Origin of the sequence: Sphingopyxis sp. J-6 (genome assembly GCF_046603995.1) — a bacterium.
Classification (GTDB): Bacteria; Pseudomonadota; Alphaproteobacteria; order Sphingomonadales; family Sphingomonadaceae; genus Sphingopyxis.
In genome coordinates, this window is the sequence record NZ_CP145810.1 from 1748926 (window position 1) to 1771397 (window position 22472).

Below are 22472 nucleotides of genomic sequence, written 5' to 3' on the forward strand. Positions count from 1 at the left end.
AACCATGGCTTACCAAAGAGTAACCATGCCGACGGGCCCGCGCGGCTTGCATTCCGCGGACCAGCCGATATGCGGGCGGCCATGACCGCCGCCGCGCCTTCGTCCACCGATGTCTTGATCGTCGGCGCCGGAATCGCAGGTGCCAGCCTTGCCGCGGCGCTCGCGCCGTATCGCCGGGTCACGATGATCGAGGCGGAGGATATGCCCGGCCGCCACGCAACCGGCCGGTCGGCGGCGTTCTGGCATGAAAGCTATGGCGGGGCGGGGGTGCAGCCGCTGTCGGCGGTGTCCTTTGCGCTGCTCGACAAGCCGCCGGCGGCATTTTCGGATCGCGGTTTCCTGTTGCCGCGTACCGCATTGACCCTCGGGCGTCAGGACGAAGCGGCGGCAGTGGATGCCTTTGTCGCCGAATTTTCGGGGCAGGGCGTCGATGTGACCCGGTTCACGGGTGCCGGCGTTGCAGCGAAGATACCCGGCCTCCGGCCGGCGTGGACCGAAGGCGCATATGAACCCGCATGTCGCGATATCGATGTCGGCGCGCTGCACGCCGCCTATTTGCGCGCGGCGAAGCGGGCGGGGGCATCGCTTGTGACGCGCGCGCCGCTTCGGTCGGCGCGGCGTACCGGCGCCGGCTGGGAGGTCCGCACGGCGGCGGGGACGATCGCGGCCGCGATGATCGTCAATGCGGCGGGAGCATGGGCCGACGAGGTGGCGGCGCTTTGCGGTATCGCACCGATCGGGATCCAGCCGCTTCGCCGTACGGTCCTGCAGGTGCGCCTCGGCGTGGCGGTACCCGCAGACCTGCCGCTCGTCGTCCATGTCGGCGGCGATTTCTATTTCAAGGGCGAGAGCGAAGGCCGGGTGTGGCTGAGCCCGCACGACGAAACGCCGATGGCGGCTTGCGACGCGGTACCCGACGAGCTCGACGTCGCGCTTGCGATCGACCGGTTGCAGTCGGTGGTCGACTGGCCGGTCGCTGCGGTCGAACGCAAATGGGCCGGACTGCGCAGTTTCGCGCCCGACCGCATGCCGGTTTTCGGCGCCGACGTACGCGAGCCGGACTTCATCTGGTGCGCGGGGCAGGGGGGCGTCGGCATCCAGACGGCGCCCGCTATTTCAGCGCTGCTCGCCGCTCAACTGGGCGCGCCCGCGCCCGGGGGCGCGATCGCCGCGGTCGATCCTTTGCCCTTTGCGCCAGCACGTTTCGGGTGACCGCTTGCGCAGGCGCTCCGGCGAGCTAAGTTCGATCATGGTCGCTGTTCGAGCGACTCCCGCAGCGGAGGTTCCATGGCCCATTATTTCGAGATCAAGAAAAACAAGGCCGGCGAGTTCGTCGCCTATTTCAAATATAACAACGAACCGATCTTCTGGACCGAAGGCTATTCGAGCAAGGCGTCGGCGAAGAATGCGATCGAATCGATTCTGAAAAACGGCCCCGGCGCCGAAGTTCGCGACGAAAGCTGACCGTTTTGCGCGGGCGTTCAGCGCGCCCGCGCAACCTCCAGCGCGGCATCGCTGGCAAGCTGGTCGGCCAGTTCGTTGTCGCCGTGACCGGCGTGGCCCTTGACCCACAGCCATTCGATGTCGTGCCGTTTCGCCTCGGCGATCAGCCGTTGCCAAAGGTCGGCGTTGGCGACAGGTTTCTTCGCGGCGGTCTTCCAGCCGTTCTTCTGCCAGCCGAACACCCATTTGGTGATGCCGTCGCGGACGTAGACGCTGTCGGTCGACAGTTCGACGCGGCAGCGGCGCTTGAGCGCCGCCAGCGCTTCGATCGCCGCCATCAGTTCCATGCGGTTGTTCGTGGTGTCGGGCTCACCGCCCGACAGCTTCTTTACGACATCGCCCCAGCGGAGCACGGCGCCCCAGCCGCCCGGGCCGGGGTTGCCCTTGCACGCGCCGTCTGTCGCGACGATCACCGTCTTTGCCGGCGCGTCGCTCATGCGGCGAACAGGCTGGCGGCGTCGGCTGCCTGATAGCGGCGCAGGCGATTGAGGAAGGGGACGGGGTCCTTGCGGGTGACCAGCGCGTCGGCGGGCGTATGCACCCAGTCGTGCGCACGGGTCAGCAGGAAGCGCAGCGCCGCACCGCGCGCGAGCAGCGGCAGGGCGGCAATTTCCGCGTCGGTCAGCGTGATTTCGCGGGCATATCCCTGCATCAGCGCCCGTGCGAGTGCGCGGTCGCATTCGGCACCGTCGCCCGAAAAGGTCCATGATGCGTGGGTAACCGCGACGTCGTAGGCGCGGTAGTCGGTCGCGGCGAAATAGAAGTCGATCAGGCCGGTCACCCGGTCGCCGAGCATCAGCACATTGTCGGGAAACAGATCGGCATGAATGACATGCGCTGGAAGATCGGCCGGCCAATGCGCGTCGAGCCAGGAAAATTCGGTATCGACGACGGCCTGCAAGCCCGGGATGACAGCATCGAGATCGCCGGTGGCCTCGGCGACGCCGCGCCAGTGAAGATGGCCCATGCTGTTTTCGCGCGCGCCGGGAAAGCTGGCGACCGCGCGATGCATGGCGCCGAGCGCCGCACCCGCCGCTTCGCACTGGGCGGGCGTCGGATGGGTCAGCGATATGCCCGACAGAAACTGGATGATGCAGGCGGCGCGGCCCGAGATCTGCTGGATCGCTTCGCCGTTCCGGTCGCGGATCATCGCGGGGACGGGACAGCCCTGATCGGCTAGGTGGCCGAGCAGGTCGACGAAGAAGGGCAGGTCGCTCGCCTGCACGCGCTTTTCGTAAAGCGTCAGGATGAAGCGTCGGCCGGTCGTTTCGAGCAGGAAATTGCTGTTCTCGACGCCTTCGGCAATGCCTTTGCACGACAGGACGGTGCCGATGTCGTAGCGGGCGACGAGAGCGGCCAGATCGTCGGGATCGACCTCGGTATAGACGGCCATTAGTTCGGTGCCGGTTCGAGCCCGCGGGGCAGCTTGAAGATCATGTTTTCCTCGGCGGTGACGACGACGTCCTCGACGATCGTCCGGTGCGCCGCGATCGCGTCGATCACTTCGCGGACCAGCTCTTCGGGGGCGCTGGCACCGGCGGTGACCCCCAGCGTGCCGATCCCGTGCAGCCATGCCGGGTTGATGTCTTCCCCGCGCTGGACGAGATGCGCGGGTGTACCCATCCGCTCGGCGACCTCGACGAGCCGGACGCTGTTCGAGCTGTTCGGCGCCCCGATGACGATCACCCGGTCGCACTGACCGGCGATGGCCTTCACCGCCTGCTGGCGGTTCGACGTCGCGTAGCAGATGTCCTCGCCGCGCGGGCCGGAGATTTCGGGGAAACGGTGCTGCAACGCGGCAACGATGTCGCGCGTGTCGTCGACCGACAGCGTCGTCTGGGTGAGGAAAGACAGTTTTTCCGGATCGGCGGGCGTGAGGGCGGTGACGTCGTCGACCGATTCGACCAATGTCATGGCACCGTCGGGAAGCTGGCCCAGCGTCCCGATCACCTCGGGGTGGCCGGCGTGGCCGATAAAGATGATGTGGCGCCCGGCCTCGTTCGCGCGTTCGGCTTGGCGATGGACCTTCGATACCAGCGGACAGGTCGCGTCGATATAGTCGAGCCCGCGCATTTCCGCCTTTGCCGGAACCGCCTTGGGAACGCCGTGGGCGCTGAAGACGACCGGAACATCGTCGGGAATCTGGTCGAGCGATTCGACGAAAATCGCACCTTTGGCCTTCAGCGTTTCAACGACATAGCGATTGTGGACAATCTCGTGCCGGACATAAACCGGCGCGCCGAAGCGCTCGATCGCCAGTTCGACGATGCGGATCGCGCGGTCGACGCCGGCGCAAAAACCGCGCGGCGCGGCGATCAAAACCTTGAGTTCTGCCGTTTGGCTGCCTTTTGGCGGTGCAAAGTTATGCGGAGCGTTCATTAAGCGGGCGCTCTAGCGCAGCATCGCATATGGGGTAAAGGAGCTTCGCACCGTTGCGCCGCGTTCATCGCACCGATAAGAAGCGGCGCGCATGACGCTCGGGACATTCGTTCCGACGCATCAGCGCCAGTTTGGAAAGCCCGTTCATCATGATGTCCATTTCGTCTCCGTCCCGCAAATTCCTGGCCCTGCTGTGCGGAACGGCAGCCATGGCGACGGTGGCGGGCTGTGCGAAGGACAATGAGATCGATGTCTCGGGCGGCGTTGGCATTACCTCGACGCGCAGCGCCTGCCCGTCGGTGGCGGTGCCGCTGCAGACGGGCGACATCACCCTGTTCGACCCCGCGACGAGCCGCGACGCGAGCGCGATCGACGTCGTCGCGATGATCACCAATGTGACGCCGCAGTGCAACGACGAGGGCGAGAAGGTCTATCAGCTCGCGAATTTCGACGTCGTCGCGACACGCCGCGATGCCGGCCCCGCTCGGACCGTGACCCTGCCTTATTTCGCGACCGTCGTGCAGGGCGGGACCGTCGTCGTCGCCAAGCGGCTCGGCAATGTCGCGGTCACCTTTGCCGACGGGCAGACGCGCGGTACCGGGCGCGGCCAGGCGTCGGCCTATGTCGACCGCGCCGCCGCGACGCTGCCCGCCGACATCATGGAACGCATCACGCGCAAGCGTAAGGCGGGCGATCAGGACGCCGCGATCGACCCGCTCAGCGTCCCCGAAGTGCGCGGGGCGGTCCAGCGCGCCAGCTTCGAACTGCTCGTCGGCTTCCAGCTGACGCAGGAACAGCTCGAATATAACGTCCGACGATAAGGGGCGCGGCGGCGCTTTTCCTGCGCCGTTCGCCGATGCTCCCTGCGACGCTTTTCCGGCGGCGCAGGGCTTTTCGCGTTGCGCAAGCTGCGTTAGGGCGCTCGCAACGCCTCACTCCATTTGAAGATTAGGATCCGCCGTGACCCTGTTCAGCCGTTTTTCCGACCATATCGGCGCCGCGCTCGATGCGCTTGCCGCGAAAAATGCCGTGCCTGCCGGGCTCGACCGCAGCGCGGTCAGCGTCGAACCGCCGCGCGATCCCGCGCATGGCGATGTCGCGACCAACGCCGCGATGGTGCTCGCCAGGCCGGCAGGAATGAACCCGCGCGCGCTTGCCGAACTGCTCGTCGCCGAACTCGGCGCGCTCGATGAAGTGACCGAGGCGAGCGTCGCCGGCCCCGGCTTCATCAACCTCCGCCTCGTCGACGATAGCTGGCGCGGCGAGTTGGCGCTGATCCACGATCAGGGCGGCGAATACGGCCGTTCGGCAATGGGCGCGGGGCGGCGCGTCAACGTCGAATATGTCTCGGCCAATCCCACCGGTCCGATGCACGTCGGCCATTGCCGCGGTGCGGTCGTCGGCGATGCGCTCGCCGCGCTGCTCGAATATGCTGGGCACAAGGTCATCCGCGAATATTATGTCAACGACGCCGGCGCGCAGGTCGACGTGCTCGCGCGTTCGGTGCACATGCGGTACCGCGAGGCGCTCGGCGAGGATATCGGCGCGATCCCCGAGGGGCTCTATCCCGGCGACTATCTGATCCCGGTCAGCCAGAAGCTGGCGACGGAATATGGCGACCGCTTCGTCGGAGCGCCCGAAAGCGCCTGGCTTGGCCTGTTCCGCGCCGAGGCGGTGAGCGCGATGATGGATATGATCCGCGCCGACCTCGCCAAGCTCGGCATCCATCACGACCTGTTTTCGTCGGAAGCCGAACTGCAGGCGGCGGGCAAGCCCGACGACGCGGAAAAATGGCTGCGCGCGCACGACCTCGTGTATGACGGCGTGCTCGAGGCGCCGAAGGGCGAAACCCCCGAGGATTGGGAGCCGGTCGAACTGCCGCTGTTCCGATCGACCAAATTCGGCGACGATCAGGACCGGCCGATCAAGAAATCGGACGGTAGCTGGACCTATTTCGGCGCCGACCTCGCCTATCATTTCCAGAAGAGTCAGGATGCCGACGAGCTGATCGACATCTGGGGCGCCGACCATGCCGGGACGGTGAAGCGGATCAAGGCGGCGGTCGCGGCGCTGACCGGCGGCGAGAAGAAGTTCGACGTCAAGCTGGTCCAGATGGTCCGGCTGCTCAAGAATGGCGAGCCGTTCAAGATGTCGAAGCGCGCCGGCAATTTCGTCACCCTCGCCGATATCGTCGACGAAGTCGGCAAGGATGCGGTGCGCTTCACCATGCTGACGCGCAAGGCCGACGCGCAGATGGATTTCGATTTCGCCAAGGTGGTCGAGGCATCGCGCGACAATCCGGTTTTCTATGTCCAGTATGCGCATGCGCGGATCGCATCGCTGAAGCGCAAGCTTGCCGATGCGGGCATCGCGGCCGCGATGCCGAACCCGGCGCGGCTCGACGGCTATGAGCTCGGCCTCGTCAAACTGCTCGCGCAATTCCCGCGAATCGTCGAATCGGCCGCCTCGGCGCGCGAACCGCACCGTATCGCTTTCTATCTGGGCGAGGTCGCCGCGGCCTTCCACGCGTGGTGGAATATGGGCAACGACAAGCCCGAGGCGCGGGTGATCATCGCCGACGATCCCGAATTGACTGCGACGCGGCTTTATTTGGCCGATGGAATCGGGCAAGTCATCCGGAACGGGCTGCACCTGATGGGGGTCGAGGCGCTCGAGGAGATGGTTTGATGGCCGACGACAGCAAGGGGCAGGGGGACGCCGGACTGGGTCTGGAAGACGAGGACCGGCTGCCCTGGCTCGAAGCCGCCGACGAATATGACGAGGATGGCGAGGTATCGCCGGTGCGCCTGCTGGTCATGGTGCTCGGCGGGTTGCTGTTGATCGGCGCGGTGCTCGGCGGCCTCTGGTGGGTCCAGAACGGCGGCGCGCGCGGGCAGGGCGAACTGATCGCGGCGCAGCAGGGCGATTACAAGGTCGTGCCGAAGAACGACGCCGCCAAGACCTTCGAGGGCGAAGGCGATGCGAGCTTTGCCGCCAGCGAGGGCGTCTTGCCCGGTGGTAAGGTCGATCCGAGCCGCATGCCCGAGGAGCCCGCGGTAACCCCCGAAGAACGCGAGGCAGCAGCGAAAGCCGCGAAGAAGGCGGCCGCGGACAAAGCCGCAGCCAAAAAGGCCGCAGCGGCCAAACCCGCCGCGAGCGACAAGGGCAAGCCGGCCGCGACCTCGGTCAAGACCGCCGATGCGGCCGCGAAGGATGCGCCCGCCGCTTCGGGCGGCGCGATGATCCAGCTCGGCGCCTTCAGCAGCGAGGCGGCCGCCGCCAAGGCGTGGACCAACCTGTCGAAGCGGTTCGCCTATCTGGCCGACCTCGGCAAGTCGGTGTCGCCGGCGACAGTGGGCGACAACAAGGTCTATCGCTTGCGCGTTTCGGCAGGTTCGGCCGCCAACGCCGCAAATCTGTGCGGGAAATTGCGTGTTGCCGGCGAAAATTGCGTCATCGTCCGCTGATTCGGCCCGCTTGGCCGCAGCACTCATTGGTTCGGTAACCGGGCCGTGCCATCATGCGCGCATTGGATGGCGCACGAGGGGGTGCCAGCCGATGGAGGTTGACGCACGATGATACCGGCGATCTTTGGCCTGTCTGGCCTGACCCTGACCGATAACGAACGCGCCTTTTTCCGCGACAGCGACCCCGCAGGCTACATCCTGTTCGGGCGCAATATCGAAAATCGCGAACAATTGCGGCGGTTGACCGACGATCTTCGGTCGCTCGACGGGCGCAGCAACCTGCCGATCCTGATCGACCAGGAAGGCGGGCGCGTCGCGCGGATGAAATCGCCCGAATGGCCCGATTTCCCGAGCGGCGCCGCGTTCGACGCGCTGTACGAGCGCGCCCCTGCGAGCGCGATCGAGGCGGCGCGGCTCAATGCCATGGCCCTTGCAGTGATGCTCGCCGAGGTCGGTATCACCGTCGATTGCCTGCCGCTCCTCGATGTGCGCCAGCCGGGCGCGAGCGACGTCATCGGCGACCGCGCGCTCGGCAGCGAGCCGATGCGCGTCGCGGCGCTCGGCCGCGCCATCCTCAGCGGCCTGCAGGCCGGCGGCGTGGTCGGTATCGTCAAACATATTCCGGGGCATGGCCGCGCGATGGCCGATTCGCACGAGGCACTGCCCGTCGTTTCGGCGCTCGACCGCGACCTGCAGACCGACCTTGCGCCCTTTGCGGCGCTGCGTGATGCGGCGATGGCGATGACCTGCCATGTCGTATTCGAAGCATGGGACCCGGATCGCCCCGCGACATTGTCGCCGCTGGTCATCGACAGCGTGATCCGCCAGCGCATCGGATTCCATGGCCTGCTGATGACCGACGATCTCGACATGAAGGCGTTGTCGGGCGACGTGCCGTCGCGCGCTGCCGACGCGATTGCGGCGGGATGCGACATCGCGCTCAATTGCTGGGGCAAGATGGACGATATGATCGGCATCGCCAAGGCGCTCGACCCGATCAGCATGATATCGCTCGCGCGCCTCGAAGGCGCGATGGACCGCATCGCCGGAGCGCATGATCCGCGCCAGTTCGCGACGCTGGTCGATCAGCGCGACGCCTTGCTGGCCGTCGCCTGATGGAAGAACTGCCGCTCGACTTCGAAGTGGCACCGACGGCGGAGCGCGACGATGCGCTGCAGCTCAGTCTTGATAGCTGGGAAGGTCCGCTCGACCTCCTGCTGACGCTGGCGCGCAGCCAGAAGGTCGACCTCCGGCAGATTTCGATCCTCGCGCTGGTCGAGCAATATCTGGCCTTCATCGCGGAAATGCGCGCGAAGCTGGAGGTTGCCGCCGATTATCTGGTGATGGCGGCATGGCTCGCCTATCTGAAATCCGCCCTGCTGCTGCCCAAGGATCCGGCCGAAGACCCGTCGCCCGACGAACTCGCGCTGCGCTTGCAGCTTCGGCTCCAGCGGCTCGCCGCGATGCGCGAGGCGGCGGCGCGGCTGCTGGCGCGCGACCGGGTCGGCCGCGATGTTTTCCTGCGTCCGAAGCCCGAGGGGCTCCACGATGTGAAGCTCCGCCGTTGGGACGCCAGCCTCTATGATCTCCTGTCCGCCTATGGTCAGGTCAAGCTGCGCACCGAACCCGTCGTCCATATGGTCGCGCGGCGGCCGGTGGTCACACTCGACGCCGCGCTCCACCATCTCCAGCGGTTGATCGGGGTAAAGCTCGACTGGGCCGAACTTTCCGATTTCCTGCCGCCCGATTATCGGGGACCCTTGCGCCGCTCGGCAATTGCGTCGAGTTTCGTGGCTGCACTCGAACTCGCGCGGCAGGGCCGCATCGACCTCAGGCAGGACGGCGCGTTCGAACCGCTTTATCTGAAGGCCGCATCCGCATGAATCCGATCGACGATCTCGAACGCGCGATAGAAGCGATGCTGTTCGCCAGCGACGAACCGCTCGACGCGCGGCAGGTCGCGGGACGGCTGGGCGACGAAAAGACGCCGGGCGAGATTCGGGCGATCATCCAGACCATCGCCGCGCGCCATGCCGGCAGCGGGATCGAACTGGTCGAGCGCGGCGGACACTGGCATTTCCAGACCCCTGCCGATCTGGCGCATCTGCTCCGCCGCGAACGCGACGATCCACGGAAACTGTCGCGCGCCGCGTCGGAAGTGCTGGCGATCGTCGCCTATCACGAACCCGTGAGTCGCGCGGAGATCGAGGCGATCCGCGGCGTCCAGACGTCGAAAGGCACGCTCGACGTGCTGATGGAGGCCGAATGGATCGCGCCCGCGGGACGGCGCGAGGTGCCGGGGCGGCCGCTGATCTACAAGACGACCGACGCTTTCCTGCAACATTTCGGCCTCACCAGCCGCAAGGACCTGCCGGGAATCGAGGATTTGCGTGCGGCGGGTCTGCTCGACCCGGTCGACCTCGCTTTCGAGGAAGCGATAGGAGAGCTGGACCTAGTAAAAGACGGCGAAGACGCCTAGATGGGCGGCCTGAGGAGAAATTAAGATGGGTAGCTTCAGCATCTGGCACTGGCTGGTAGTCGGGATTCTTGTCCTGCTGCTGTTCGGCAAGGGCCGTTTTTCGGACATGATGGGCGATGTCGCCAAGGGCATCAAAAGCTTCAAGAAGGGCATGACCGACGACGACGACGCGCCCGTACCGCCAAAGCATATCGAGGGCCAGCGTGCGCCCGATACGACCCCGATGTCGACGCCGACCAACGAGCACGACAAGCTCTGATCGCCGTCCGCCTGCGGGGGAATTAGTAAGCGATGTTCGATGTTGCGCCCACCGAGTTGCTGCTCGTCGTGGTGGTGGCCTTGGTCGTCATCGGTCCCAAGGACTTGCCCAAGGCGATGCGCTTTGTCGGCAAATGGATGGGAAAGGCGCGCGGAATGGCGCGCCATTTCCGGTCCGGGCTCGATACGATGATGCGCGAAGCCGAGCTCGAAGAACTCGAAAAGCAGTGGCGCGAGCAGAATGAAGCGATCATGCGCGAATTTCCGCGCGTCGACGTCAACAGCCCCGAGCCGGCGACCGCAGCGACGAAGCCGGCACCTGCGGATGAAACCGCAGGCGACGCCGATCAGGCGGCCGCGGCGAAGAAGCCGGAAACCGCCGAACCCGCCGAGACGCATGCCGTTCCGCCCAAGGACGGGCCGCTGCCGTGACCGTCGAGACGCCCGTCACCGCCGATGAGGATGGCGCCGGCGGCAAGATGCCGCTGCTCGATCATCTGATCGAACTGCGCTCGCGGCTGCTGAAATCCTTGCTCGCCATCGGCCTCGCCTTTGGCGTCTGCCTTTATTTCGCCAAGCCGATCTTTGGCATTCTGGTTCAGCCGCTCGTCCGCGCCGGGCAGGGCAAGCTCATCTATACCCAGTTGTTCGAGGCCTTTTTCGTCGAGATCAAGGTGGCGCTGTTCGCCGCGATGATGATCGCCTTTCCGGTGATCGCGAACCAGCTTTGGAAATTCATCGCGCCGGGGCTTTACCGGCAGGAAAAGAAGGCGTTGCTCCCGTTCATTCTGGCGACGCCGGTGCTGTTCGCGATCGGCGCGAGCTTCGCCTATTTCATCACCGTCCCGATCGCGCTCAAATTCCTGCTTGGCTATCAGGGCAATGTCGGCGGGATCACGCAGGAAGCGCTGCCGTCGGTCGGCAATTATCTGAGCTTCATCATGCAGTTCATCATGGCGTTCGGCATCGCCTTCCTGCTGCCGATCCTGCTGATGCTGATCGAGCGGTCGGGGCTGGTGACGCGCGAGCAGCTCGTTTCGGCGCGGCGCTACATGATCGTCGCGGCCTTCGCGATCGCCGCGGTGTTCACGCCGCCCGATATTTTGAGCCAGCTCCTGCTCGCGGTGCCGCTGGTGTTCCTGTACGAGCTGTCGCTGTTCGCGATCTGGTTCACCCAGCGCCGACGCAAAACAGGCGCCGAAGCGGCGCCTGTCGAACCTCTCGAAGAGGTTTAGGGTAAGCGGGTCAGAACCCGGTCAATGGATGGCGTCGCTGCCAGCCTGACCGACCGACTCGATATCGCGGCCAGCTCCCTTAACGGTATTGCAGCCAGCGACCAGAAAGCTTGCCATCAATGCCAGGATGATTGCGCGAAAACTCGTCATCGTTCCTCACCTTATTTTTGTTCCAGAGTGCAAAATGGCCCGGCACGCTTCGAGGGGGGGGGAGGGAATGCGGGCCGGGCCAATGTTGCTGAGCAGCGCTGCGGGGGGGCGATGATCGCTGCTCGAATGGGAAACGAGCAAATCGGCGAATAAGTTCCCGAAAAAAATGCGGCCGATGCACTTTTTTTCGTGAATCTTTTGAATCGCTTGGATTCCAATGGTTTGGATCTCAGAGAGTGGTGAGCCCGCTGAGCACGGCGAGGCCGAGGAAGGCCAGAAAGCCCATGGAATCGGTCGTCATGGTGACGAAGATCGAACTCGCGACGGCGGGATCCTGATCGAGCCGGTCGAGGAGCAGCGGGATGGCGACTCCGGCAACCCCGGCGACGAAGATGTTCACGATCATCGCCGCCGCGATCACCCCGCCGAGCATCGGATTGCCGAACCACAGCCCGGTCGCGGTGCCCGCGATCAGCGCGATCGTCCCGCCGTTGAGCAGCGCGATTTTCATCTCGCGGAACACCGCGCGCCAGCTATTCGAGTCGGTAAGCTGGTTCATCGCCAGCGCGCGCACGGTCACCGCGAGCGTCTGGGTGCCGGCATTGCCGCCGACCCCCGCGACGATCGGCATCAGCGCCGCCAGCGCGACCATATGTTCGATCGCGCCACCGAACAGCCCGACGATCGTCGAGGCGACGAGCGCGGTGCCGAGATTGGCGACCAGCCAGCGTACGCGCGCGCTGTAGGTTTCGCGGATCGGTTCGTTGATGTCGCCGTCGCCGGCGCCCGACAGGCGCAGGATATCCTCGCCGGCCTCTTCCTGGATGATGTGGACGACGTCGTCGACGGTGATCATCCCGACGAGCCGGCCCGCCCGGTCGACCACCGCCGCCGAGATCAGCGCATATTTCTGGAAGCGCAGCGCGACCTCTTCCTGATCCATGTCGATCGGGATCAGCGTCTGTTCGCGCTTCATCACGTCGCTGATCGCGATATCGCGCGGGGTGCGCAGGATCCAGCTGAGCTGGCAGGTGCCGACCGGCCTGTGCATCGGGTCGACGACAAAGATTTCCCAGAAATCGCTGGTCAGATCGGTGTCTTCGCGCAGCCGGTCGATGACGTCGCCGACGGTGACATGTTCGGGCACCGCGACCAGGTCGCGCTGCATCAGGCGGCCCGCCGATTCCTCGGGGAAGGAGAGGGCATCCTCGATCGCGGCGCGATCCTCGGGCTCCATCGCCTCGAGCACCGCCTGCTGCTCGTCGGCCTCCATATCCTCGATGATCGCGACCGCGTCGTCGGTATCGAGTTCGGACGCCAGTTCGGCCACTTGCTCCGGCGCGAGAAGATCGATCAGCTCTTCGCGCACATAATCGTTCATTTCCGCCAGCACATCGGCGGACAGCATGTCGCCGAGCACTGCGGCGAGCATCGGGCGCTCGTCGGCGCGCGCGAGTTCGAAGAGGTCGGCGATGTCGGCGGGGTGCAGGCGGCCGATACGCTCGCGCGCCGCTTCGCCTTCGCCGGCCTCGGCTAGCTCGATGACGTCGCGGACGAATTCGGGCTTCAGCCGGTCGTCCTCGTCGAGTTCGGTTTCGGGTTCGCGCGCCGCGGAATCGCGGTCTAGTTCGCGATCGTCGGTAACCAGCATGTCTTCGGGGGGCAGGGAATCTTCGCGTTTGTCCATCGCGCGGTCCTCCCTGTCTTGTGCCGGCAAAGCGCCCGGCGGGCCGTGCCTTCCCCTAGGCTCGCCGCCTCGATAACGCAATGTCGTGCGCGGCGGACGCGGCAATTAATGCGTGGCATTGCCGCTATCGCCCGCTATGGCACGGCCAACGTCAACTCCCCTTCCACAGGAGCATTTCATGTCCGATCAGACCCTCACCCTGTCGCTGTCGACCGGCGATGTTGTCATCCGCCTGCGTCCCGACCTGGCGCCCAAGCATGTCGAGCGCATCACCCAGCTCGCCAGCGAAGGCTTTTACGACGATGTCGTCTTTCATCGCGTGATCCCCGGCTTCATGGCGCAGGGCGGCGATCCCACCGGCACCGGCATGGGCGGCAGCAAGCTTCCCGACCTGCCGCAGGAATTCAGCAGCGAACCGCATGTCCGCGGCGTCTGCTCGATGGCGCGCGCGCAGAACCCGAACAGCGCGAACAGCCAGTTCTTCATCTGCTTCGAGGACGCACGCTTCCTCGACAATCAGTACACCGTCTGGGGCGAAGTGACCGAAGGCATGGAAAATGTCGACGCGCTGCCCAAAGGCGAGCCGCCGCGCGAGCCCGGCAAGATCGTCAAGGCGACGGTTGGCTGAATGGAAAATCCCCGCTTTGGCGGGGATTTTTTTGGCTAGTCGCCGATAAAGCCGTTGAGCCGTTCGCAGGCGGCGATCCAGTCTTCTTTGAACTCCTGCACGACCTGCCCGGCCCCCATCGCCTCGTTCATCAGGCCGACGCCCTGGCCGACCCAATAGGTGGCGAGTGCCTTGGCACCTTCGTGGCCGCCCTCGGACAATTTATCGACCTTCCGCAACGCCGGTTCGCTGACCAGCGACTGGAGCGGCATCGGCAGCGGTTTAGGCGCGCCCTCTGCCTCCCAAGCGTCGGTCCATGGCGAACGAAGCTGGCGCGAGGGTTTGCCGGTGCGGCTTTTCGAGCGCACCGTGTCGCGCGACGAGGCGGCGAGCATCTTTTCCTTAACTATGGGGTTGGTCTCGGCCTCGGCGGTGGTCAGCCACACCGAACCGGTCCAGGCGCCATGCGCGCCCATTGCCATCGCCGCCGCCATCTGGCGCCCGGTGACGATGCCGCCCGCGGCGAGAATCGGCGTGTCGGCGCCGACCGCCGCGACGGCGGCAGCCACCTCGGGCACCAGCACCATCGTCGCGACCTCGCCGCAATGGCCGCCGGCCTCGCCGCCCGCGACGACGAGGATGTCGACGCCGGCGCGCACCTGCGTCAGCGCATGGTCGCGCGTGCCGACGAGCGCCGCGACCGGGACATTGTGCCGCTTGCCGAGTTCGAGCATCAGCGGCGGCGGCACGCCGAGCGCGTTGGCGATCAGCTTGATCGGATGGCGGAACGCGACCTCAAGCAATGCCGCGGCCCCGGCGTCGCTCATATTGTCGCCGAGGCTGGAACTGACGCCGCTAAGGCTGTCGCCCTCGACACCGTGCTTTTCGAGGAGGTCGGCGACGAAGGCCTTATGCGCATCGGGAATCGGCGGCAGGGCACCTTTTTCCTCGCCCTTGCCGGCGAAGCTGTTGGGGACGATCAGGTCGACGCCATAGGGGCGCCCGCCGATATGGTCGTCGATCCACGCCAGCTCTTCCTCGAGCCGTTCGGGCGGCAGCGACGCGGCGCCGAACACGCCCATGCCGCCGGCCTTCGACACCGCGACGACGACGTCGCGGCAGTGCGAGAAGGCGAGCAGCGGAAACTCGATGTTGAGCATGGCGCAGATGGGGGATTGCATAGGGACCTCTCCATATCTCTCTATTTGCACCCATGTCAGCGTCAGTTGACGTAAACGTCAAGTTGATTTGCGCGAGCCAGCGTTTAACGCGGGGGCCATGACCGATTTCACGCTCCCCGACTTCGACCTCGATGCCTTCGTCCGTGCCACTCTGGCCGAGGATCTCGGCGCGGGGGGCGATATCACCTCGATGGCGACGATCCCCGCCGATGCGTGTTTCGACGGCGTGATGGACAGCCGCGACGCGATCACCGTCGCAGGCCTGCCGATCGCCGAGCGCTTCTTTCGCGCGCTGGCGCCCGACATGGATATCCGGATCCTCGTCGAAGAAGGGGCAGAGGTCCAATCGGGCACCGACCTCATCCGCCTGTCGGGCAATGCGCGGGCGATGTTGACCGCGGAGCGGTCGGCGCTCAACACCGTCCAGCATCTGTCGGGGATCGCGACGATGACGCGCGAATATGTCGATGCGATCGCCGGCACCGGCGCCATCCTGCTCGACACGCGCAAGACGATTCCCGGGCTTCGTATCCTCGAAAAATATGCGACGCGCATGGGCGGGGCGACCAACCATCGTATGGGCCTGTGGGACGCCGCGATGATCAAGGACAATCATGTCGCGGTCGCGGGATCGGTCGAAGAGGCGGTGCGCCGCGCGGCCGCGGCCGGGATCGCGAACATCATCGTCGAGGTCGACCGCGTCGACCAGATCGAACCGGCGCTCGGTGCCGGGGCGACGCATCTGCTGCTCGACAATATGGACCTTGCCGCGCTTCGCGAATCGGTGGCGCTCGTCGCCGGCCGGGTACCGACCGAGGCGTCGGGCGGGGTGCGGCTCGACACGATCCGCGCGATCGCGGAGACCGGGGTGACCTATGTCTCGGTCGGCCGCCTGACGCAGTCGGCGCCTGCGGCCGACATCGGGCTCGATTTTGCGCTGGCCTGAGGTCGCTGCGCTAGCGCTGCTTCTCGCGCCCACCGCCGCCAACGCGCAGGCATTGGCGTGCCGGATTCCCGATCGCATCCCGGTTCCGAGGCTGGAACAGCCCAAGCGCAGCGAGCCGGCGCGCAAGCCGCCGGTCGCCGGATATCTGCTGAGTATGAGCTGGTCGCCGCAGCATTGCGCGACCGTGCGGAATCCCAAGGATGCGCGCGACCGCTTCCAGTGCGCGGGCGAGAATGGTCGCTTCGGCTGGGTGCTCCATGGCCTGTGGCCCGAGGCGGCGAATCCGGGCTATCCGCAATGGTGCCGTCCGGCGAAGATCGTGCCGCAGCCGGTGCTGCGCCGCCACCTGTGCATGACGCCGTCGGCGCAGCTGCTCCAGCATGAATGGGCGAAGCACGGCACCTGCATGAGCCCGCACCCCGCCGCCTATTTCCGCTCGGCCGAAATATTGTTCAGCGCGGTGCGCTTTCCCGACATGCCGGCGCTGGCGACGAAACCGCAGACGGCGGGGAGCATCCGCCGCGCCTTTGCGGCGGCCAACAAGGGGGTTTCCGAATCGATGATCGCGGTGGCGGTCGACGACAAGGGCTGGCTCAAGGAAGTGCGCCTGTGCCTCGGGCCGCGGATGCGACCGCAGCGGTGCAAAGGCTTCCAGACCGGCGCCCGCGACCAGCGCGCGGTGCGGGTGCGGCCGCTGCCGCGCTGAAACTTTGTCCCGCGATGGAACGCCGCGCGCGTTAACCCTTTTTTAACCTTACCCAATCGTTAACGCTGTCCTAGCGTACCGGCATGGACAGCGACGATCGCATCGATATTCGGGGTCTCGTTCGCGCGCACGGCGCGCGGCAGCTCTCCATTGCGCGCCTCGGCGCGCCCGACGACTGGAAGGGCGAACTGCGTCGGGCGCTGGCGGTGCAGCGCACCCCGCAAGCGATCTGGACGCGCGGCGACCTGCGCCTGTTTCTGGAGAGTTTCGCGATCTTCTTTACCGCGACGATGATGTTCCTGCTCTGACGGCAGCGCTCAATCGCAGGCCTTGTGGAGCTTCCACGCGAGCCATGCCGACACGAGGCACATGGCCGCGACCATCAACAGCGTATCGCCGATCGTCAGCCCCGCGCCGATCAGGACGCTGAGCAGTAATGTCGCCGCGACCATGAAGCCCGAATTGACGATATTGTTCGCGGCGACGGTGCGCGCGGTTTGCGATTTCGATACGGTCGTGGTGAGGAAGGCATAGAGGGGTACGACGAACATCCCGCCGGCGATCGCGATGCCGAGCAGGTCGAGGATGATGCGGTCGCCCGCAGCCAGCGACAGGAATTCGCGCCAGTTCATCAGCGTGTTGTCGGCGTGGACCCAATGGGTGACCGACCACCAGAGGTCGAGCACGAACAGCGCCATGACGATCACCGAGCCCGGCGAATAGCGCGCCGAGACATGCCCCTTGAGCAGCCGGTTGACGATGATCGACCCGATCGCGACGCCGACCGAGAAGATCGCGGTGAACAGTGTCGCGACGGTGTTGTCGCCGCCGAGCGCATTTTTGACCAGCGGCGGGAATTGCGCCGCCAGAATCGCCCCGATCGCCCAGAAGAAGCTGATCGACACGATGGCGAGGAACAGCCGCGGAATGTGCATCGTCGAATTGACGATCTGCCATGACGAACGAAAGACATTATGGTCGATGACCAGTCCCTCGGCTTCCTTTTCGGGCGGGGCTGCCGGAACATAGCTGGCGGTCAGGCGGCCGACGATGGCGACGAGGATGATGCCAGGGATGGCAAAATGCGGCGGTGTGAGCCCGCCGACGATGCTGCCGCCGAGAATCGCGATATAGGTCCCAGCCTCGACCCAGCCGGTGCCCGCGAGCACCTCGTCCTCGTGCAGATGCTGCGGCAGGATCGCATATTTGATCGGGCCGAAGAAGGTCGAGTGCATGCCCATCGCGAAGAGCGCGAGCAGCATGACGGGCACGATATGGAACCAGATGCCGATGCCGCCGACGATCATGATGAAGATTTCGGCCGTTTTGATGAGGCGGATCATCTTCGTCTTGTCGGTGCTGTCCGCAAGCTGGCCCGCGAGTGCCGAAAAGAGGAAGAAGGGCAAGATAAACAGCCCGCCCGCCAGCGCGTTGAACCACGCCTCGGTCTCCGGATCCTTGTAGATCGTGAAGGTGACGAGGATCACCATCGCCATCTTGTAGAAATTGTCGTTGAAGGCGTTGAGGAATTGGGTAGCGAAAAGGGGCAGGAACCGGCGTTGCTTCATCAGCGCGAAGGAACCGGTCATTGAAAACCCAATCTTGTAAACCAACTATCCGATACCGTGTCACCCATGGGGCAAAGCGGTTGTGACCCCGGGGGCTTATCGGGTAGGGCTGTCGCGGTCAAAGGCCATTTTGGAAACAGTTCGCCTCGCTGGCGGGAATCAGGGGTCATGCTCAGCCTTCCCAATCTTCTGACCTTGTCGCGGATCCTGGCGGTTCCCATCCTGCTCTTCCTGCTGTGGCCGGGCGTGATCGAAGGATCGCACCAGCCGAAGCCGATCGACTATGCCTTCGCTTTCGGCCTCTACTGCCTGATGGGCGTGACCGATTATTTTGACGGCTATGTTGCACGCTCACGCGGCATCGTATCGCGGCTGGGGGCTTTTCTCGATCCGATCGCCGACAAGATCATGATCGCGGCGGTCATCCTGCTCCTCGTCTTCACGCGCGATATCGCGGGCTATCACGTCATCGCCGCGCTGATGATCCTGCTGCGCGAGATCATCGTGTCGGGGCTGCGCGAGTTTCTCGCGACGTTGCAGGTCTCGATGCCGGTGACCCAGCTTGCGAAATGGAAGACGACCTTCCAGCTCGTGGCGTTCGGCGCGCTGATCCTCGCGGGCGCCTTGCCCGCGATGGCGTGGATCAAGCTGGTCGGGCTCGCCTCGCTGTGGGGCGCCGCGGTGCTGACGCTGATCACCGGCTGGGATTATCTGCGCGTCGGCCTCAAGCATATGGATTGACCGATGACGCTGACGGTCAGCTATTTCGCCTGGGTACGCGAACGGATGGGGGTTGCCGAGGAAGAGATCGTGCTGCCCGCGGGAGCCGCCACGGTCGGCGATCTCGTCGGCTGGCTCGCGGCGCGCGACGAACGCGGTGCCCGCGCCTTTGCCGAACCCGGACGGATTCGCGCCGCGCTCGGCGGGGCGATGGTCGGCGCGGCCGCTCCGCTCGGCGATGCGCGCGAGATTGCGCTGTTTCCACCGGTGACCGGCGGATGATCCGCGTCGAGGTCGGCCCCGCGGCGATTTATGTCGCCGCCGAACTCGCCGCGCATGATGCGGGCGGGCACGGCGCGAGCGCGAGCTTTATCGGCCGGGTGCGCGGCGACGGCGGATTGACCGAACTTTTCCTCGAACATCATCCGGTGCTCACCGCGACCGGGCTCGAGGAGCTTGCGACCGAAGCCGCGGCGCGCTGGAAACTGGGCGCGCTCACCCTGATCCACCGCGTCGGCGCGATGGCACCCGGCGACACGATCGTCCTCGTCCTCGCCAGCAGCCCGCATCGCGGCGAGGCGCTGGCGGCCTGCGAATTTCTGATCGACCGTCTGAAGACCGACGTCATGCTGTGGAAGCGTGAAAGCTTTGCCGACGGCCGCGTGCAATGGGTCGAGCAGCGCGAGGGCGATCACACGCGCGCGGAGCGCTGGGACTGATCAGTTCGCCTTATGCTTGCGAAAAATGTCGGCGAGCATCCGGAATTCGTCGGCGCGCGGGCTGCCCTTGCGCCACACCAGCGCGATCGTCCGCCAGTCGTGATCGGAGGCAAGGGGGCGGGTGTCGATGTCGGTATGGTCGAGAATGCCGGCCTCGATCGCCATTTGCGGCAGCATCGTGATGCCGAGCCCGTTGTCGACCATCTGCACCAGCGTGTGGAGCGACGTCCCCATCATCCGGGCGCCGGCGCGCAGTTCGGGCCGGTTGCACGCGGCGAGCGCATGATCCTTCAGGCAGTGCCCGTCCTCGAGCATCAGCATTTGCGCGGGGTCGATCTGGTCGGCGCTGACCATCGCGGGCAGGTCCTCGCTCTGGTCGCCGGGGAAGGCGACGAACAGCGCGTCGTCGAACAGATTTTCCGCCTCGACGTCGCCGCAAGCATAGGGAAGCGCGAGGAGCACGCAGTCGACCGCGCCATGATGTAGCGATTCGCAGGCCTGTGCGCTCGGCTCCTCGCGGAGGAACAGCTTGAGCGACGGACGCTCCTTGCGCAGCCGCGGCAACAAGCCCGGAAGCAGGAAGGGCGCGATCGTCGGGATGACGCTCATCCGGAGTTCGCCGACCAGCGGCGCGGCGGCGGCCGCTGCCATATCGGCGAGCTCTTCGGCTTCGCGCAGCACGCGGTGCGCCTTTTCGACGATCGCATTGCCGAGCATGGTGAAGCGGACGACGCGGCGCGTGCGTTCGACCAGCGTCTGGCCGAGCAGCGTTTCGAGTTCGCGAATTCCCGCCGACAGCGTCGATTGCGTCACATTGCACGCATCCGCCGCACGCCCGAAATGCCCGTGTTCGTGCAACGCGACGAGATATTGCATCTGCTTGAGCGAGGGCAGGTAGTTTTGCATTGATCGAGTATAGCTATGGATGGCCTGATCTTGAACAGCTTTATCGATTAAAAATTCGCGGCCAAAATGGTGGCGTTTATTGCGGCTGGCTGTCGCGGCATGATAATTAGCCCGATCGATGGGTGCGGAGGGGCGGATGGCGATTTCCCGATTTCTGATCGGCGGCGTGGCGAGTGCCTTGTTGCTCACCGGCGGGCTGTTCATGTGGAAGGGCTATAGCCAGATTGCCGAGGAAGAGGTGCTGCCCGAACCGCCGCCGGCGCTGCCCGCCATCCCCCTTGCGGGGGCGAATGCACCGAAGCGCGGTCCCGCGCCGCCGGCGTTGCCCGCCGCGAAAGAGGCGTCGCGCGAGGAGCGTCGCTTCAACCGCTACGACCGCGACCGCAACGACCGGGTCAGCCGGGTCGAGATGATGTCGACGCGCACCGCCGCCTTTCGCAAGCTCGACAAGGACGGCAACAATCTGCTGACCTTCGAGGAATGGGCGTCAGCGACGGGCGAGCGTTTCGCCAGGGCCGACGGCGACCGGTCGGGCGACCTGACGCGGGTGGAGTTTGCGACGACGGCGCCCAAAGCGGCGGCGAAGCCGAAATGTAGCTGCTAGGCGGCGACGCCCTCGGCCAGTTTTAACCACTCTGCCAACGCCGTCCCCGCGCGCTGCGTGTAGCCGAGCTTGCGGTCCTTCTTACGGACATCCTCGGCGAGCGGCGGAAACAGGCCGAAATTGACGTTCATCGGCTGGTAGCTCGCGGCATCGGCACCACCGGTGATATGGCCGAGTAGCGCGCCCAGCGCCGTTTCGGGCGGCGGCGGAGGCAGGGTGCGGCCGCCGAGCTCCGCGATCGCGAAGCGAGCGGCGACAAGGCCGATGGCGGCGCTTTCGACATAGCCCTCGCAGCCGGTGATCTGCCCCGCAAAGCGGATATGCGGTGCCGATTTCAGACGAAGCTGCTGGTCGAGCAGTTCGGGCGAACGGATGAAGCTGTTGCGATGCAACCCGCCGAGCCGCGCAAATTCGGCCTTTTCGAGGCCGGGGATGGTGCGGAACAGTTCTACCTGTGCGGCATGTTTCAGCTTGGTCTGGAAACCGACCATGTTCCACAGCGTGCCCAGTGCATTATCCTGCCGGAGCTGGACGACCGCATAGGGCCAGCGCCCGGTACGCGGATTGTCGAGCCCGACGCCCTTCATCGGGCCGAAGCGCAGCGTTTCGGGGCCGCGCTCAGCCATCACCTCGATCGGCATGCAGCCCTCGAAGTAAGGCGTGTCCTTTTCCCACTCCTTGAATTCGGTCTTGTCGCCGTCGACGAGTCCCTGGACGAAGGCGTGATATTGCTCCTTGTCCATCGGGCAGTTGATATAATCCTTGCCGTCGCCGATCGGCCCGACCTTGTCCCAGCGGCTCGCCATCCACGCGACGTCCATGTCGATGCTGTCGCGGTAAACGATGGGCGCGATGGCGTCGAAGAAGGCGAGAGCGTCCTTGCCGGTGGCTTCGCCGATGCTGGAGGCGAGGCCCGCCGCGGTAAGCGGGCCGGTCGCGACGATCGTCATGCCTTCCGACGGCAGCGTGTCGATGCGTTCGCGGACGATGGTGATGTTCGGGTGATTTGCGAGCGCATTGGTGACGCCGCCCGAGAAAAGGTCGCGGTCGACCGCGAGCGCCGAACCCGCGGGAACTTTCGTGGCGTCGGCCTCGCGCATGATGATCGAACCGAGCGTGCGCATCTCGCGGTGAAGCAGGCCGACCGCGTTGCTGTCGCCGTCGTCGCTGCGAAAGCTGTTCGAGCACACCATTTCGGCGAGCGTGTCGCCCTGATGCGCCGGGGTCATGTCGCCGCCCCCGCGCATTTCGGAGAGGCGCACGCGATAGCCTGCCTCGGCGAGCTGCCAGGCGGCTTCGGACCCCGCGAGGCCGCCGCCGATGATATGAATGTCGTGCGCCACCATTGATCCTAATC

General features: G+C 65.5%; 28 protein-coding genes. 19 read left to right on the top strand and 9 right to left on the bottom strand.

Annotation, left to right across the window (positions count from 1 at the left end):
• The first annotated feature begins 81 nt into the window (after positions 1–81).
• Complete coding sequence (locus tag V6U71_RS08365; RefSeq protein WP_411341806.1) at positions 82–1212, top strand: NAD(P)/FAD-dependent oxidoreductase; 1131 nt, start codon at positions 82–84, stop codon at positions 1210–1212.
• A gap of 75 nt (positions 1213–1287) precedes the next feature.
• The gene (locus V6U71_RS08370; RefSeq protein ID WP_411341807.1) at positions 1288–1464 is read left to right on the top strand and encodes a YegP family protein; all 177 of its coding nucleotides are present in this window, start codon (positions 1288–1290) and stop codon (positions 1462–1464) included.
• A 17-nt stretch (positions 1465–1481) separates the two neighbouring features.
• On the opposite strand, the gene rnhA is transcribed toward V6U71_RS08370, so the two are convergent.
• Genes rnhA through ispH form a run of 3 tightly spaced genes read right to left on the bottom strand, consistent with a single transcriptional unit; the run spans position 1482 to position 3882 of the window.
• On the bottom strand, positions 1482–1940 hold the full coding sequence (rnhA, locus tag V6U71_RS08375) for a ribonuclease HI (RefSeq protein ID WP_054587547.1): 459 nt from the start codon (positions 1938–1940) through the stop codon (positions 1482–1484).
• Entirely contained in the window at positions 1937–2896 is a 960-nt protein-coding gene (thrB, locus tag V6U71_RS08380; RefSeq protein WP_411341808.1) for a homoserine kinase, read from the bottom strand. The genes rnhA and thrB overlap by 4 nt, the downstream gene beginning before the upstream one ends.
• Complete coding sequence (ispH, locus tag V6U71_RS08385) at positions 2896–3882, bottom strand: 4-hydroxy-3-methylbut-2-enyl diphosphate reductase (RefSeq protein ID WP_411341809.1); 987 nt, start codon at positions 3880–3882, stop codon at positions 2896–2898. The genes thrB and ispH overlap by 1 nt, the downstream gene beginning before the upstream one ends.
• Positions 3883–4091: 209 nt before the next feature.
• On the opposite strand from ispH, the gene V6U71_RS08390 reads away from it, so the two are divergent.
• The 9 genes from V6U71_RS08390 (at position 4092) to tatC (ending at position 11321) form a co-directional block, all read left to right on the top strand.
• The gene (locus V6U71_RS08390) at positions 4092–4703 is read left to right on the top strand and encodes a hypothetical protein (RefSeq protein ID WP_411341810.1); all 612 of its coding nucleotides are present in this window, start codon (positions 4092–4094) and stop codon (positions 4701–4703) included.
• A 139-nt stretch (positions 4704–4842) separates the two neighbouring features.
• Positions 4843–6570, top strand: coding sequence for an arginine--tRNA ligase (gene argS / locus V6U71_RS08395; RefSeq protein ID WP_411341811.1), 1728 nt, complete (start codon positions 4843–4845; stop codon positions 6568–6570).
• Positions 6570–7349: an SPOR domain-containing protein gene (locus V6U71_RS08400; RefSeq protein WP_411341812.1), complete on the top strand. Its 780-nt coding sequence runs from the start codon at positions 6570–6572 to the stop codon at positions 7347–7349. The genes argS and V6U71_RS08400 overlap by 1 nt, the downstream gene beginning before the upstream one ends.
• A gap of 108 nt (positions 7350–7457) precedes the next feature.
• A complete protein-coding gene (gene nagZ / locus V6U71_RS08405; protein WP_411341813.1) occupies positions 7458–8465 on the top strand; it encodes a beta-N-acetylhexosaminidase in 1008 nt (335 codons plus the stop codon).
• Entirely contained in the window at positions 8465–9232 is a 768-nt protein-coding gene (locus V6U71_RS08410; RefSeq protein ID WP_411341814.1) for a segregation and condensation protein A, read from the top strand. Before nagZ ends, V6U71_RS08410 begins: the two co-directional genes overlap by 1 nt.
• The gene (gene scpB / locus V6U71_RS08415) at positions 9229–9828 is read left to right on the top strand and encodes an SMC-Scp complex subunit ScpB (protein WP_411341815.1); all 600 of its coding nucleotides are present in this window, start codon (positions 9229–9231) and stop codon (positions 9826–9828) included. Before V6U71_RS08410 ends, scpB begins: the two co-directional genes overlap by 4 nt.
• 25 nt (positions 9829–9853) lie before the next feature.
• Positions 9854–10087, top strand: a complete 234-nt coding sequence (locus V6U71_RS08420) for a twin-arginine translocase TatA/TatE family subunit (RefSeq protein WP_411341816.1) — start codon at positions 9854–9856, stop codon at positions 10085–10087.
• A gap of 32 nt (positions 10088–10119) precedes the next feature.
• Positions 10120–10518, top strand: coding sequence for a Sec-independent protein translocase protein TatB (tatB, locus tag V6U71_RS08425; RefSeq protein WP_411341817.1), 399 nt, complete (start codon positions 10120–10122; stop codon positions 10516–10518).
• 47 nt (positions 10519–10565) lie between these two features.
• Complete coding sequence (gene tatC, locus V6U71_RS08430) at positions 10566–11321, top strand: twin-arginine translocase subunit TatC (protein ID WP_411342327.1); 756 nt, start codon at positions 10566–10568, stop codon at positions 11319–11321.
• Between the two features lie 21 nt (positions 11322–11342).
• On the opposite strand, the gene V6U71_RS08435 is transcribed toward tatC, so the two are convergent.
• Complete coding sequence (locus tag V6U71_RS08435) at positions 11343–11438, bottom strand: entericidin A/B family lipoprotein (RefSeq protein ID WP_407696738.1); 96 nt, start codon at positions 11436–11438, stop codon at positions 11343–11345.
• Between the two features lie 262 nt (positions 11439–11700).
• Positions 11701–13158 carry a magnesium transporter gene (gene mgtE, locus V6U71_RS08440; RefSeq protein ID WP_411341818.1) on the bottom strand — a complete coding sequence of 486 codons (1458 nt, stop codon included), beginning with the start codon at positions 13156–13158 and terminating at the stop codon, positions 11701–11703.
• A 178-nt stretch (positions 13159–13336) separates the two neighbouring features.
• On the opposite strand from mgtE, the gene V6U71_RS08445 reads away from it, so the two are divergent.
• On the top strand, positions 13337–13786 hold the full coding sequence (locus tag V6U71_RS08445; RefSeq protein ID WP_054587559.1) for a peptidylprolyl isomerase: 450 nt from the start codon (positions 13337–13339) through the stop codon (positions 13784–13786).
• A gap of 35 nt (positions 13787–13821) precedes the next feature.
• Here V6U71_RS08445 and V6U71_RS08450 read toward each other — a convergent pair whose 3' ends face one another.
• Positions 13822–14946 (bottom strand): NAD(P)H-dependent flavin oxidoreductase, encoded by a 1125-nt coding sequence (locus tag V6U71_RS08450; protein WP_411341819.1) that lies wholly within the window; start codon positions 14944–14946, stop codon positions 13822–13824.
• 97 nt (positions 14947–15043) lie between these two features.
• On the opposite strand from V6U71_RS08450, the gene nadC reads away from it, so the two are divergent.
• The 3 genes from nadC (at position 15044) to V6U71_RS08465 (ending at position 16906) form a co-directional block, all read left to right on the top strand.
• On the top strand, positions 15044–15892 hold the full coding sequence (gene nadC / locus V6U71_RS08455) for a carboxylating nicotinate-nucleotide diphosphorylase (protein WP_411341820.1): 849 nt from the start codon (positions 15044–15046) through the stop codon (positions 15890–15892).
• On the top strand, positions 15879–16598 hold the full coding sequence (locus V6U71_RS08460; RefSeq protein ID WP_411341821.1) for a ribonuclease T2 family protein: 720 nt from the start codon (positions 15879–15881) through the stop codon (positions 16596–16598). The genes nadC and V6U71_RS08460 overlap by 14 nt, the downstream gene beginning before the upstream one ends.
• 83 nt (positions 16599–16681) lie before the next feature.
• Positions 16682–16906, top strand: a complete 225-nt coding sequence (locus V6U71_RS08465; RefSeq protein WP_411341822.1) for a hypothetical protein — start codon at positions 16682–16684, stop codon at positions 16904–16906.
• A gap of 9 nt (positions 16907–16915) precedes the next feature.
• Here the strand turns inward: V6U71_RS08465 and V6U71_RS08470 are convergent, their stop codons facing one another.
• A complete protein-coding gene (locus V6U71_RS08470; RefSeq protein ID WP_411341823.1) occupies positions 16916–18187 on the bottom strand; it encodes an MFS transporter in 1272 nt (423 codons plus the stop codon).
• A gap of 147 nt (positions 18188–18334) precedes the next feature.
• Between V6U71_RS08470 and pgsA the strand changes: the two genes are divergently transcribed.
• The 3 genes from pgsA to V6U71_RS08485 are packed head-to-tail and all read left to right on the top strand — an operon-like array spanning position 18335 to position 19605.
• A complete protein-coding gene (gene pgsA / locus V6U71_RS08475) occupies positions 18335–18907 on the top strand; it encodes a CDP-diacylglycerol--glycerol-3-phosphate 3-phosphatidyltransferase (protein WP_411341824.1) in 573 nt (190 codons plus the stop codon).
• Positions 18908–18910: 3 nt separating this feature from the next.
• Positions 18911–19168, top strand: coding sequence for a molybdopterin converting factor subunit 1 (moaD, locus tag V6U71_RS08480; RefSeq protein ID WP_411341825.1), 258 nt, complete (start codon positions 18911–18913; stop codon positions 19166–19168).
• Entirely contained in the window at positions 19165–19605 is a 441-nt protein-coding gene (locus tag V6U71_RS08485) for a molybdenum cofactor biosynthesis protein MoaE (protein ID WP_411341826.1), read from the top strand. Before moaD ends, V6U71_RS08485 begins: the two co-directional genes overlap by 4 nt.
• Here V6U71_RS08485 and V6U71_RS08490 read toward each other — a convergent pair whose 3' ends face one another.
• Entirely contained in the window at positions 19606–20511 is a 906-nt protein-coding gene (locus V6U71_RS08490) for a hydrogen peroxide-inducible genes activator (RefSeq protein WP_411341827.1), read from the bottom strand.
• A gap of 136 nt (positions 20512–20647) precedes the next feature.
• Between V6U71_RS08490 and V6U71_RS08495 the strand changes: the two genes are divergently transcribed.
• Positions 20648–21115, top strand: coding sequence for a hypothetical protein (locus V6U71_RS08495; protein ID WP_411341828.1), 468 nt, complete (start codon positions 20648–20650; stop codon positions 21113–21115).
• Here the strand turns inward: V6U71_RS08495 and trmFO are convergent.
• Positions 21112–22461 (bottom strand): methylenetetrahydrofolate--tRNA-(uracil(54)-C(5))-methyltransferase (FADH(2)-oxidizing) TrmFO, encoded by a 1350-nt coding sequence (gene trmFO, locus V6U71_RS08500; RefSeq protein WP_411341829.1) that lies wholly within the window; start codon positions 22459–22461, stop codon positions 21112–21114. The genes V6U71_RS08495 and trmFO overlap by 4 nt on opposite strands.
• Between the last annotated feature and the right edge of the window lie 11 nt (positions 22462–22472).